Here is a 12778-nt window from a genome sequence, read left to right on the forward strand (position 1 = left end):
AGTTGAACCGGGTAAATATCGAGTTGATGGAGCGGAAAGATGGGCGATATTTTCTTTCCGGAAAGAGGTTTTCTGGAATTGCCTTTGAAATTGGGCAAGATCAAAGGGTGCGCGCGATAGAACTGGTGGATGGTGTCGAAGTGGGGAGCTACCGTCCAATTTGCGCGAGCCCAGATGATGGATTCGATCAGGTTGATCTGACTGGAATGTTGTCTGACTATGAGGTACCGTTGTACCAGGGGCGACCATTCAGCGGAATCGGATATGAATTCGATGACGGTGCCTGTACGCGGGAAGTCTTTCTGCGGAACGGCATAGTGTATTCAGAGGCTTGGTGGACCGAGGCCGGAAGGATGGTTTATTTCGATGTTCCTAATGATGAATTTGGCGAGGTTTATGAGTGGTATTCATCTGGTGGGTTGAAGAGTGTAGATATAACGACCAATCTCGAGTTTTATGGGGGGGTGCGCTTTTCTGAGGGTGGGCGACTCGTGTTCTTGAGTGCGTGCAACGGTTTTCTTGAGGCTATTCCGCGAATAGCAAGGAAGGCTCGATTTTTTCCCGTTGCTACAGTTCGCGATGTCGAAAAGCTCGAGATATCAGATGATCTGACTCTCTTTGGAGGAGATGTTGGAGATGATTTCTTTGGATATTTGAGCGATTGCGGGATGTTGAGGGATGTTGCAGTGCTCAAATTGGTCAATGTGGGTGTGAAATTGTTGAGCTTGGCGGATCTTCCGAATTTGAGAGAATTGCACGTCGACGGATTCGAGTTAACGGGAATCAAGCATGGAAGTGGCGAGTACCTTGATATTGAGTCATTTGTCAAGGGAGGCAACTCCTCTGTTAAGGTTTTTGTGGGCGGGCGTCAGGTAACGTGATTTTAATCGTCGACGTGTCCTACTCCGATGACAGCGCGCTTGCCGCAGGAATGGTGATCGAATCCTGGGAAAGCAACGTAGTGGTCGAGAGACTGACGGTCAAAGTCGATAGTCGGGCGAGCTACATTCCCGGGAAATTCTATTTGCGTGAATTACCGTGCATCGTCGAGTTGCTGAAGCACGTCGAACATCCGCTTGAATGTATCGTCGTCGATGGCTATGTGACGCTTGGCGCCGACGAATGTCCAGGCCTCGGTATGCGGTTGTGGCAACACCTTGATGGCAAGGTTCCGGTAGTGGGCGTCGCAAAGACCAAATTCCTGGGAACGCCAAAAAACGCAGAAATTCTGCGCGGAGGCAGTTTGAAGCCGCTGTTTGTTACTGCTGCCGGTATCGATTTGGAGTTGGCAAAGAGCAATATTGTGAAAATGATCGGGAAATTCAGAATTCCGGATCTGATCAAAGCCACTGACAGACTCTCTCGAAATTTGGACGACTCGTGATGGCGAGGCTTGACAGTGCCGACCTGTTGCGCCGAGCACCGTCATGTATGGCGTCCTCGATGGTGGGCGCGAGCACGTAGGCAAGCGCAAGGTAGAACTACCTCATCCCAGATAAATTATAAAATGAAAAATAATGAATAATTCCAAACCATTCGACTTCGCGTCGTTTTTGTCTGTTAATCAGCATGGTAGCTTTTCCGGGCTTGACTATGTTCATGTTGTCTATAAGGATCGCGGCCTGGTTTATGATTTCCTTTTCCATTTTGGGAAATTATTTCTACCGAATTTCAAGGTCGTGGACGGGGCGATATTTGTCTCGGAATTGTTCCGTGACGAAGAGTACAAAAGGCTGCTGAGTGACGGAAAGGCTTCTCACGAAATTCAATTCTGGATAAATCTGCTTGAAATAACGGGGATGTTTGATGACATTGATACCGACCAGGCTGCCGAGCTCGCAAAATTGATCGCCGATGGCTGGAATGCGAAACTGCAGAGGGAGTTTGGCGATGTGTCAGTGCCGGCGCGGGTCTTATGTGACGATGAACTCGGGGAAGTATTTGTAACGATCGGATATCTAGACAAAAGGGCAGGCAAGTGATTGCCTGCACGTACGGCGGCCGAGAAATTCAGCGGCGAGTGTCTGCAAGAACTTGCAGGTTGAACGCCGGCGACCAACATCGACGTTGCTTGACGACGTGAAGGAAGCCAGCCGGGCGCTTCACTGAGGAACGGAGATGGTGCAACATAGCCGGGCGGCAGAACCCGGCGCTCGGTCGCAATCCACAGCGCGCGTTACTTCTCGTCGCCCTTGATCCGCGGCAGCGCCGACGCTTCACCTGGCGTCAGCAGCCCGACCTGCGAATACACGCGCGGCTTGTCGTGCATATCGGTGATGTCGAGGTTGCGCATCGTCAGCTGGCCGATCCGGTCGCGCGGCGAGAACGTCGACGTGACCTTCTCCATCGGCAGGCGTTCCGGCTGATACGTGAGGTTCGGCGACTTCGTGTTCGGAATCGAGGAGTTGTTGCAGCAGCGTCGTTGGGTCTTCACTTGCGACCGGAGGTGATGAGCCACAGGCCACTCCGAACCGTGCATTGATGTGAAATGGATATGTGAGTATTTTCCGTCGAACCGGCTAGGAAAATCATTCAAATTGTCCTTATTACGAATCCGCGTAGATGACGAATAATCCGAACGAATTGACAACTGCTCTGTCGTTATCGCTTGCAGCAATCACTCCGGACGGAGAGCTTCCGGCTAGCGCACGACGGGACCTGCTTCGATTGATCGAAGGGTTGTCGGCTGCCGAACATGCTGATGCAGGATACTTGCGGCGTGCGCGGCTTGCGATGTTGTGCGCCGAAGAGGCGATCGATCGGCTGAGTCCATACGTGAACGTGCTGACGGCGGCGCGGACGATTCTGACGAATGGCGCTGCTGCGCTGGTCGGAGAATATGAGCTCGCCGGTCTGGAAAGAGATAACGGCGAGTACCACACCAAGGTCATCGACCTGTTTGAATACGGCGAAGCGGCGTTTGTCCCGGTTTACGCCGGCATGACTGTTTTTGCGGCGATCAATACGATCTTGTATGACACGAATTTCGACCTGGTCGGCGAAAACGAAAAAAGCGTGCGTCCGGACGATTGGGATGTCGGTTATTACGGCTCGCTGGCGATTTCGGGCAGTGCGGTTTGGGAGGCCAAGGGAGGTGCTGCAAGCCGCCGGTCGTATTGGCAATGGTATCTGAAAGAAGCGGTGCCTCGAGCGTGGGACGTCTTCGCGCCGTTGCAGGTCAAGCCGGTGCAGGTGTCGCCGGAGCGAAGTGTCTGACCGCAAATGAAATCAGCCGTTCATGGGCATGCCCGGAATTGCGCAGCCAATGAGCGGAAGGAGCGACTTCTGTTCTTTGCGCACCTGAAGGCGACAGGCTGGCGACGTTTGTGAGGGCAGGTGCGCTGGATATGGTGAAAATGCCACGTCATACGGCGCGAGATTTGATTGCAAGCGAGGGATTTCTGGCAATCAGTCTGTAGAACGCCAATACGCTTGCGTATGGGCTATCTGGAATACACCGATGACTCGTGGGGGAAACCGCCCGATCTTCGTGAGCCGAGACAGCCTCCAGGTTGGCCCGTGCCGACCGGACGCGGTCGCGAGCGGACACCGATCGCTAGATTGCTTCGCACTGGATCGACCCGGAAGCGCATATGAAAGTGATTTGTAATAATACGAATGAATTTAGAAAGAAAATTCATCGATCTGTCACCCTAAAGAACCCGGGCCAGCTGCCGTTACTTCGCAATAGAACGTAATAAAAGCATTGCCGTAGCAACTACACGACCAACAACCGAGGATCGCGCGGGCTGAGCAGCCGCGCGGATGACAATCGAATGGCCCTTCGTTTTCCGATCTGGTGCGCAGGCATTGGCCGACTGCGCACTGTCTGCATGTGCTTGCCGCCGCAAGCCTCTCGCCGTGCGCTGCCGGCGATTTCAGCGCGTCGCATTGCCCGCGAATCATCAAGATCGCACGCACGATCGTCAATTGCGTAACGAATCCGAAAAGGCATCGTCGTCGAAGGCGTGACGTCGATTCCGCGACGGCATCCAGTCAGGATCGTCGGCTGTTGTCATGCCTGACGCATCGTCGAGGCGACCACGCACAAATCCTCAGTTGCACTGAAGTTTTGAAAATAAACGTTTTGGGGGGGCGTTAAAAAACAGAGAACCAAACGGCTTTGTGATGAATGCAATAAAAAATGATTCGAATTTTAATTAATAAAGATGCATCGTAAATCGGGGATTGAATTGAAGAAGAGCTCTCTTTATCTGCTCGCAGCAGCCGCGATCTCGGTATTCGTCGTCGCGGGTTGCGGCGGCGGCGACGGCTCGTCGAACGCAAGCAGCGGCACGCCCGCCAACACCGGCGGCGCCAATAACGCAGCCAGCGCACCGACCGTCGCGTCCACGCCGCTCGCGGCTGCCCCCGCAAGCGCACCCGTCGCATCGTCGCAGCCGGTGACGGTCGGCGAGGCACTGCCCAGCCTGACGACCCCGCAAGCCGGTTCGACGGCCGCAACGGCAACCGGCCCGGTCGGGATCTGGTCGGCATCCGGCAGCCTCGGCTACTCGACCATCGCCTTGGTCGACCCGCGCAACAACCTGAGCACGCTCAATCTGCTCGGATCGTTCGTGATGTCCGACGATTTCACGACCCTGACCGTCAACGGTTCGACGTGGTCGCTCGCGCCGGGTATCAACTTCGCAGGAACGAGCGGCATCGTCACGAAGATCGATTCGGGCTCGGGCGCATACAGCCCGCAGCAGACGTTGTCCGGCACGATCAGCCGCAACGGTACGGCGTCGAATTTCACGTGGACCTACAACGCCGCGAACGCACTTGCGGTCACGCAGGACAGCGTGGTGGGCACGTGGGCGACGACCAATGCGTCGTTCGCGATTGCATCGGGCGGTACGCTGACCGGCACGCTGAGCGGTTGCAACCTGAGCGGCACGCTGCTGCTTTCTACGCCCGGCTCGAACCAGAACATGTACGACATGACGGTGACGGCCTCCGCATCGACGGGCTGCAAGCTGCCGGCCGGGGTTCCGCTGTCGGGCAGCGCCGCGATCATGTTCGTGCCGATCACGGGAACCAATGGCTTCAAGCGCTCGATCCTCTACGTGCTGCGCGCGGCTGACTACAGCTTCGTCGCGTACGGTCAGGTGATCAAACAATAAACGCACGGCCGCACCGCCCGCGGCGCGTCGACGCGCCGCGGGCGGCGGCCCGGTGAACACGTTCCGTCAACAACGAAAGCCCTGATCCAATGAAGAACTCCTCCAAAGCCATCCTGGTCGGTTGCGGCCTGCTCGTGACGCTGCTGTCCGGCTGCACCACGTTGCCGAATACCGACATGAAACCCGAGGCGCGTCAGAAGCTGCATTCGATCGCGATGCTCGACGTCATCGAGCCGAAGCGTGTCGCGGTCCTCAATCTCGGCGGCGCGGCAGGCGGGTTCGGCCTGATCGGCGCGCTCGCGCAAGCGGCCGTCAACGCGAGCCATACGAGCACGTACACGGATCACGTGGCGGCCAGCAAGATCGTGTTCGCACCGGACATCGCGGACGGTGTCACGGGCCGCCTCACCGGCAACGGCTATCAGGTCGTGAAGCTGGACGGCCAGAAGGTGAAGCTTGCCGATGACGGAAAGTCGGACGACTACTCCGCGATCCAGACCGACGCGGATGCGATCATGAACGTGTGGTTCACGTCGTTCGGCTATATCTCGCCGCCCAACCAGCCCGACTACATCCCGTGGGTCGTCATCCGCGCGCGCATTGTCGACGCGAAGACGAAGCAGGACATCTATTACAAGACGTTCGCGTGCGGCTACGACATCAAGGCGAACAGTGTGCACATCGACAGCGATTTCGCTTACACGTACGGCAGCTTCAGCAATCTCGAGAAGAATTTCGACAAGTCGGTGGAGGGGATCAAGTCGTGCGAGAAGTCGGTCGCGGACATGATCGGTCAGGATCTGGCACGTACGCCGGCGCCGGCCAATGCTGCTGCTTCCACGACGATGATGACGCCCGCAGCCACTGCGACGGCCACGGCGTCGAAAAAACTTTGACGCGCCTGCAGGATCGTCGCGGTACGCGCCGCGAATCCGGCAGTGCTTGAGAGAAAAAGCGGGAAGGGGAGTACTGCACGCAGCCGGGCGGTTGTCACGCCGCCCGGCTGCTCGCGAAAGCGACTGGCTTACTTGTCGCTATCGCCCTTGATCTGCGGCAGCGCAGACGATTCACCCGGCGTCAGCAGCCCGACTTGCGAATACACGCGCAGCTTGTCGCGCGTATCGGTGATGTCGAGGTTGCGCATCGTCAGCTGGCCGATCCGGTCGCGCGGCGAGAACGTCGACGCCACCTTCTCCATCGACAGGCGTTCCGGCTGGTACGTGAGGTTCGGCGACTTCGTGCTCAGGATCGAGTAGTCGTTGCCGCGGCGCAGTTCGATCTTCACTTCGCCGGTGATCGCGCGTGCGACCCAGCGTTGCGCGGTTTCGCGCAGCATGATCGCCTGCGGGTCGAACCAGCGGCCCTGATACAGCAGGCGGCCGAGGCGGCGGCCGTTCTCGCGGTACTGCTCGATCGTGTCTTCGTTGTGGATGCCGGTGACGAGACGCTCGTACGCGATGTACAGCAGCGCGAGGCCCGGGGCTTCGTAGATGCCGCGGCTCTTCGCTTCGATGATGCGGTTTTCGATCTGGTCGCTCATGCCGAGGCCGTGGCGGCCGCCGATGCGGTTCGCTTCCAGCAGCAGCTCAACCTGATCCTTGAACTCGACACCGTTCAGCGCGACCGGCTGGCCGGCTTCGAAGCGCACCGTCACTTCTTCGGCGGCGATCTTCACGTCGTCGCGCCAGAACGCGACGCCCATGATCGGGTTCACGATCTTGATGCCGCTTTCGAGGCTTTCCAGATCCTTCGCTTCGTGCGTCGCGCCGAGCAGGTTCGAATCGGTCGAGTAGGCCTTCTCGGCCGACATCTTGTACGCGAAACCGGCCTGGTTCATGAATTCGGACATTTCGGCGCGGCCGCCGAGCTCGTCGATGAACGTCTGGTCGAGCCACGGCTTGTAGATCTTCAGATCCGGGTTCACGAGCAGGCCGTAGCGGTAGAAGCGCTCGATGTCGTTGCCCTTGTACGTGCTGCCGTCGCCCCAGATGTTGACGCCGTCTTCCTTCATCGCGGCGACGAGCATCGTGCCCGTCACGGCACGGCCGATCGGCGTGGTGTTGAAGTACGTGACGCCGGCCGTCGTGATGTGGAACGCGCCGCTTTGCAGCGCCGCGATGCCTTCGGCGACGAGCTGCGCGCGGCAGTCGATCAGGCGGGCGCCGGCTGCGCCGTATTCGATCGCGCGTTTCGGGATCGCGTCGTAATCGTCTTCGTCGGGCTGGCCGAGGTTCGCCGTGTATGCGTACGGGACGGCGCCCTTGAGTTTCATCCAGTGCAGTGCAGCGCTGGTGTCCAGGCCGCCGGAGAAGGCGATACCGACCTTCTGGCCGGTCGGGAGGCTTTCGAGAATCGTGCTCATAGGAATTACCGTGGATTGAAGCCGGTGGGATCGTATTTCGCGGAATATGCGAGTATCGGCTGTCCGGGAGGTTGGGGCAAGGGGTGAATTTTGCGCGGAACCGTCGTCGGGCCTGTTGCGGCGGGCCTGGCGGGCGGTTAACCGGGTGGAGAACGCCCCGCCTGCCGGCGCGAAATCGCAGTAAAAGAGGGCGCCGACATGCGCGGCCGCGAGCCATGTTTCCGGGGCCGGATCGACTGAGGGGCGGGGTGGCCCGCCGTCAGGACGCCGATGTGCCGCGCCGAAAGGCATATGAAAGCATCGTGCGCGAAACCCGGATTCCCGCGACCGTCAGATGTTCCACGACTGCGCGGTATCGAGCAGCTTCTCGCGCAACTGGTCGACTTCCCCGGCCAGCTTGGCCGTGATCGACACGTAGCCGGACAACTGCGGCGGCGGCGCGTCATGCGGCGGGTCGACCGGCTGGCGGCGCGGCGAGAGCCGGCTCGGCGTACCGAACTTGAGCGCGCGGCTCGCGCCGACCAGCGTGTCGCGGATGCGCCGGTTCACCGCCTTCATTTCGATCCGCATGTATTCGCGGGCGGCCAGGTCGTCGCGGGCCGGTACCGCGCTCGACAGGATCTCCAGATAACCGATGCACAGGCGCAGGCCGCGCTGGATCGCCTCGAGCTGCGTGACCGGGATATCGCATTCCTTCGACACCGACGGCATCAGCGAGCGCAGTTGCACGAGCAGCGCGCTCAGCGCGGCCATTTCCTTCAGGTGCGCGTCGTCGCTGACCTGGCGGTCGCCCGCGAGCCGCGCATGCACGGCCGCGCACGCGCGCAGCGCGTCGGCGAGCTTGTAGCGCCACGAATAGGTCGCGTAGAGCGGCAACGCGAACGAGAACGCCAGCGCGATCGCGATGCCGACCAGCACGTTCACCGCGCGCCACAGGCCGTCGACGATCTCGTTGTCGCCGTGCCCGGCGACGATCACCATCGTGATCGCCGACAACAGCGCGATGTAGCCGGCCTTGCCGATCGCGTGATACGCGCAGATACCGCACCCGACGGCCATCAGCAGGTAGATCGCGAACGGCGCGTGCAGGAACGAATAGAGCAGGATCAGCCCGAGCCCGGCGAGCGCGCCGATCGACGTGCCGAGCGCGCGCTCGGCCGCCTTCTTGCGGATGTTGCCGTGGTGCTGGAGCCCGCCGACGACGATCAGCACGGTGATCGTCGACCACTCGCCGTGCGGCACGTTCAGGCCGGTGGACAGCGCGATCGACACGAGAATCGCGAGCGAGACGCGCGCCGCATGGATCAGCTTCGCGTGCCGGTAGCGGCGATACGGGTCGAGCAGCGGGCGGAGCGCGTTGCGCAGGAGTGGCGGAAGCCGGGTAGGGAGTGGGGTGGTCATGGTGGAGCTGGAGTGGCCGGAACGCGCACGGCGGCCTGCGCGGGCCGGCGCCGCGCCGCGTGCGCAGCAGGTGTAACGCTAGCCGAACACGGGAGGGCTGTCCACGGCGCGGTCATCCGGCCCGGCCGGCCGCCACGAGGCTGCACGTCACGTCACGGCGACGTCATGCGCCGGCGGCGCTCGGGTGCGCCTCCAGCACGCGGTTGCGGCCGCCGGACTTCGCGCGGTACAGCGCCTCGTCGGCCCGCCGCAGCAGCGTCGCGGCGTTCACGCGGCCGTCGGTGGCGGTCGCCGCGCCGATGCTCGCCGTGACACGCCCGTACGGGCTTTGCACGTGCTCGATGTCGAGCGCCGCGATCGCGCGCCGGATGCCCTCGGCGACGGTCAACGCGCCTTGCGCATCGGTGTCGGGCAGCGTGACGACGAATTCCTCGCCGCCGTAGCGCGCGACGTGATCGCTGTCGCGGCGCAGGCACTGCGATGCGGTTTGCGCGACGCGCCGGAGCACGTCGTCGCCGGCCGGGTGGCCGTAGTAATCGTTGAACGCCTTGAAGTGATCCACGTCGACGAACAGCACCGACAGCGGGCGGCCGCTGCGCGACGCACGCTGCGTCTCCTTCGCGAGCACCGTGTCGAACGTGCCGCGGTTGTCGAGGCCCGTCAGCGCATCGGTGTGCGCGAGCCGGTACAGCTTCGATTCGGCGACCTGCCGGCGCTTCAGCTCGCGCGACAGCGCCAGCGACCCCCACGCGATGAACCCGGTGAACAGGCACATCAGCACGACGGTCCAGATCGCGCGGTGGTGCCACGGCGCGTAGATGTCGATCTCGGCGGGCGCGACGTCGACGATCAGCGGCAACGCGGCGAGATGCTTGTAAACATAGATGCGCCGGATGCCGTCGATCGCGCCGACCCCGGTCAGCACGCCGTCGCGGGCGCGCTGCGATTCGATGAACAGCGGCGAGTTGTGCAGGTCGAGGCCGACCACGTGCGGGTCGTACGGCAGGCGCGACACGAGCGCGCCGTTGTCCTCGACGATCGCCGCGCTGCCGTGCTTGCCGACCGCAAGGCCGTCGAGCAGCGCGCGGAAGTAGTCGATGCTGAGCGTGCCGACGACGATGCCGGCGAACGTGCCGTCGGGCCGGTTGATCCGGCGGCTGAGCGCGATCGTCAGTGCGCCGCCGCGCAGCCGCGCCGCATACGGCTTGCTGATGTAGAGGCCCTGCGCGAGCCCGTCGCGATGCACGGCGAAGTAGTCGCGGTCGCCGAAATTGCCTTGCCGCGCGGGCGATGCGCTCGAATCGATCACGATGTTGCCGTGCGCGTCCATCACGAAGATCGACCCGAGAAATTCGCCGGTGGCCGCGCGGTCGAACAGCAGCCGGTGGCGCTGGCGCGGCGGCAAGGCCATCAGTTCGGGGTCGGCAATGCCGTCGACGACGTTCTGCAGCGACAAATCGTAGAGCTCGATATTGCGCGCGATATCGCGTTCGATCAGCAGCATCAGGTTGCGCGCATTTTCTACCGCATGGTCATATGCATCGCGCCGCGCCTCGATTAAAAGCGACGTGGAAAGCCCCCAGCTGAACATCAGCAGTACGATCCCCGCAACGAGCACGCCGCGGGGCGACAGAATGCGTGCCACGATCGACGCGGTATAGCGGCGCAGCGTGGCGGGCAGCGTGAATGAATTCATCCTCGAGGGGCTGGCGGGCGGCGGATTTTCGCGTCGTCGGCGATTCCGTACGCTGATTATTTCGAATCGGGCCGCATTATCTCGCGAATTCCGGACATTCGCGTGTTGCATGCAAAACATGCATGCAGATACGGCGATTCCGATCTGTTACGCATCGTTACTGCTTTACTCCGGATGATTTGATTTGAATCAATCGCCGCGACCGGTTCTATTGTCTGAATAATATCGCGATTACCCGGCGATTAAGTCTGTCGGCGCGGTATCGGGCGGATGGCGACAGGAAAACGGCGAAACGACGGGTGGGCAGGAGAACCGGATGACTGCCCGCGTCGCGTGCTCTTTACGCGGGCACGCGGCCCCGGCTCGCTCCGGCGCGGCCAACTCCTTGATTCTGCTGAATCTCCGCGGCGGCAGCGCCGCGCGGCGCCAGGCGGCGCTACCTGAGCGGCCCCCGTGACGAATCAGGTAGAATCCGCGCTTCGCCGCAGGCGCCCGCCGCGCAACGCGTATCGGGGCCGCATCGAATGCATCGCAGGACGCGCACCGCGCTCCGATTTCGCATGCGCCGGCTACGGATGCCGGCCCGCTCAACGTTCGTCTCGTTTATGTCCGCACTTCCGAAATCCGACCCATCCGGTTCGCCAGCGAACCCACCCAAGCTTCATCGCGCGCTGAAGGCGCGCCACCTGACGATGATCGCCATCGGCGGCTCGATCGGCACGGGCCTGTTCGTCGCGTCCGGCGCGTCGATCTCGCAGGCCGGCCCCGGCGGCGCGATGGTCGCGTACATGGCGATCGGCCTGATGGTCTACTTCCTGATGACGAGCCTCGGCGAAATGGCCGCGTTCATGCCGGTGTCCGGCTCGTTCGCGACCTACGGCGCGAAATACGTGGACGAAGGCTTCGGCTTCGCGCTCGGCTGGAACTACTGGTACAACTGGGCCGTGACGATCGCGGTGGAGCTGGTCGCCGCGCAGCTCGTGATGCATTACTGGTTTCCGGACGTGCCGGGCGTGTGGTGGAGCGCGGCGTTCCTCGGCGTGATGTTCCTGCTCAACGCGCTGACCGTGCGCGGCTTCGGCGAAGCCGAATACTGGTTCGCGCTGATCAAGGTCGTCACCGTGGTTGCGTTCATCGGCGTGGGCCTGCTGATGATCTTCGGCATTCTGAAGGGCGCGCCGAGCAACGGCTGGGGCAACCTGACGATCGGCGACGCGCCGTTCGCGGGCGGCCTGCCGGCGTTGATGGGCGTCGCGATGATCGCCGGCTTCTCGTTCCAGGGCACCGAGCTGATCGGCGTCGCGGCCGGCGAATCGGAAAACCCGCGCACGACGATCCCGCGCGCGGTGCGCCAGGTGTTCTGGCGGATCCTGCTGTTCTACGTATTCGCGATCTTCGTGATCGGCGTGCTGATTCCCTATACCGACCCGAACCTGCTGAAAACGGACGTGACCGACATCGGCGTGAGCCCGTTCACGCTCGTGTTCCGCCACGCGGGCCTCGCGTTCGCGGCCGGCGTGATGAACGCGGTGATCCTGACGGCCGTGCTGTCGGCCGGCAACTCGGGCATGTACGCGTCCACGCGGATGCTCTACAACCTCGCGACCGAAGGCCGTGCGCCGAAGATCTTCGCGAAGCTGTCGCGCGGCGGCGTGCCGCGCAACGCGCTGTACGCGACGACGGCCGTCGGCGCCCTGTGCTTCTTCACGTCGCTGTACGGCGACAAGACCGTGTACCTGTGGCTGCTGAACACGTCCGGGATGACCGGTTTCATCGCGTGGCTCGGCATCGCGGTCAGCCACTACCGGTTCCGCAAGGGCTACGTGAAGCAGGGGTACGCGCTCGACCAGCTGCCGTACCAGTCGAAGTGGTTCCCGTTCGGCCCGCTGTTCGCGTTCGTGCTGTGCCTCGTGATCGCGCTCGGCCAGGACTATCAGGCGTTCCTCGCGAACCGGATCGACTGGGCGGGCGTGGCCGCGACCTATGTCGGCATTCCGCTGTTCCTGGTCGTGTGGCTCGGCTTCCGGTTCCTGAAGAAGAGCCGCTTCGTGCGCTACGAAGACATGGAGATCGCGCCGTGGATCGCCGCGAGCCGCGGCGCGCAGCGCCAGCCGGTGGCGAACCGCGAAACCGCGGGCTGACGCGGGCGCGGCGCGTGGCCGCGTGACGTACGACGAAACGGGAAGCCTCGCG

The 12778-nt window shown here is 61.9% G+C and carries 10 protein-coding genes and 1 pseudogene; 7 read left to right on the forward strand and 4 right to left on the reverse strand.

From position 1 onward, the window contains the following. Window positions 1-2 precede the first annotated feature (2 nt). The 3 genes from FFS49_RS31415 (at window position 3) to FFS49_RS31425 (ending at window position 1982) form a co-directional block, all read left to right on the forward strand. The gene (locus FFS49_RS31415; protein ID WP_137910148.1) at window positions 3-881 is read left to right on the forward strand and encodes a hypothetical protein; all 879 of its coding nucleotides are present in this window, start codon (window positions 3-5) and stop codon (window positions 879-881) included. After that, entirely contained in the window at window positions 878-1384 is a 507-nt protein-coding gene (locus FFS49_RS31420) for an endonuclease V (RefSeq protein ID WP_105817189.1), read from the forward strand. The genes FFS49_RS31415 and FFS49_RS31420 overlap by 4 nt, the downstream gene beginning before the upstream one ends. A gap of 133 nt (window positions 1385-1517) precedes the next feature. Beyond that, on the forward strand, window positions 1518-1982 hold the full coding sequence (locus tag FFS49_RS31425; RefSeq protein ID WP_105817188.1) for a hypothetical protein: 465 nt from the start codon (window positions 1518-1520) through the stop codon (window positions 1980-1982). Window positions 1983-2176: 194 nt separating this feature from the next. Here the strand turns inward: FFS49_RS31425 and FFS49_RS31430 are convergent. Next, window positions 2177-2437: pseudogene (locus FFS49_RS31430) on the reverse strand (argininosuccinate synthase); the annotation flags it as partial. A 125-nt stretch (window positions 2438-2562) separates the two neighbouring features. Here FFS49_RS31430 and FFS49_RS31435 point away from each other — a divergent pair. The 3 genes from FFS49_RS31435 to FFS49_RS31445 all read left to right on the forward strand — a co-directional run bounded on the left by FFS49_RS31435 (window position 2563) and on the right by FFS49_RS31445 (window position 6022). Continuing rightward, window positions 2563-3216: an Imm5 family immunity protein gene (locus FFS49_RS31435; RefSeq protein ID WP_105817187.1), complete on the forward strand. Its 654-nt coding sequence runs from the start codon at window positions 2563-2565 to the stop codon at window positions 3214-3216. A gap of 998 nt (window positions 3217-4214) precedes the next feature. Continuing rightward, window positions 4215-5126, forward strand: coding sequence for a hypothetical protein (locus tag FFS49_RS31440; RefSeq protein WP_105817406.1), 912 nt, complete (start codon window positions 4215-4217; stop codon window positions 5124-5126). 89 nt (window positions 5127-5215) lie between these two features. After that, a complete protein-coding gene (locus FFS49_RS31445) occupies window positions 5216-6022 on the forward strand; it encodes a hypothetical protein (RefSeq protein ID WP_105817186.1) in 807 nt (268 codons plus the stop codon). Window positions 6023-6150: 128 nt separating this feature from the next. Here FFS49_RS31445 and argG read toward each other — a convergent pair whose 3' ends face one another. The 3 genes from argG to FFS49_RS31460 form a co-directional block, all read right to left on the reverse strand. Further along, window positions 6151-7488: an argininosuccinate synthase gene (argG, locus tag FFS49_RS31450; protein ID WP_105817185.1), complete on the reverse strand. Its 1338-nt coding sequence runs from the start codon at window positions 7486-7488 to the stop codon at window positions 6151-6153. Window positions 7489-7818: 330 nt separating this feature from the next. Then, window positions 7819-8889, reverse strand: coding sequence for an FUSC family protein (locus tag FFS49_RS31455; protein ID WP_105817184.1), 1071 nt, complete (start codon window positions 8887-8889; stop codon window positions 7819-7821). A 163-nt stretch (window positions 8890-9052) separates the two neighbouring features. Further along, a complete protein-coding gene (locus tag FFS49_RS31460) occupies window positions 9053-10585 on the reverse strand; it encodes a sensor domain-containing diguanylate cyclase (RefSeq protein WP_105817183.1) in 1533 nt (510 codons plus the stop codon). Between the two features lie 605 nt (window positions 10586-11190). Between FFS49_RS31460 and FFS49_RS31465 the strand changes: the two genes are divergently transcribed. Beyond that, window positions 11191-12726 carry an amino acid permease gene (locus FFS49_RS31465; RefSeq protein WP_046549395.1) on the forward strand — a complete coding sequence of 512 codons (1536 nt, stop codon included), beginning with the start codon at window positions 11191-11193 and terminating at the stop codon, window positions 12724-12726. Window positions 12727-12778 lie beyond the last annotated feature (52 nt).

This window comes from Burkholderia sp. 4NA327C6 (genome assembly GCF_005502655.1).
GTDB lineage: Bacteria > Pseudomonadota > Gammaproteobacteria > Burkholderiales > Burkholderiaceae > Burkholderia > Burkholderia contaminans.

Bases quoted from the DNA above. Each gene is read 5' to 3' on its own strand.
- FFS49_RS31455 (WP_105817184.1), bottom strand. From the start codon at position 8,889: ATGACCACCCCACTCCCTACCCGGCTTCCGCCACTCCTGCGCAACGCG.
- argG (WP_105817185.1), bottom strand. From the start codon at position 7,488: ATGAGCACGATTCTCGAAAGCCTCCCGACCGGCCAGAAGGTCGGTATC.
- FFS49_RS31445 (WP_105817186.1), top strand. From the start codon at position 5,216: ATGAAGAACTCCTCCAAAGCCATCCTGGTCGGTTGCGGCCTGCTCGTG.
- FFS49_RS31465 (WP_046549395.1), top strand. From the start codon at position 11,191: ATGTCCGCACTTCCGAAATCCGACCCATCCGGTTCGCCAGCGAACCCA.
- FFS49_RS31425 (WP_105817188.1), top strand. From the start codon at position 1,518: ATGAATAATTCCAAACCATTCGACTTCGCGTCGTTTTTGTCTGTTAAT.
- FFS49_RS31435 (WP_105817187.1), top strand. From the start codon at position 2,563: ATGACGAATAATCCGAACGAATTGACAACTGCTCTGTCGTTATCGCTT.
- FFS49_RS31460 (WP_105817183.1), bottom strand. From the start codon at position 10,585: ATGAATTCATTCACGCTGCCCGCCACGCTGCGCCGCTATACCGCGTCG.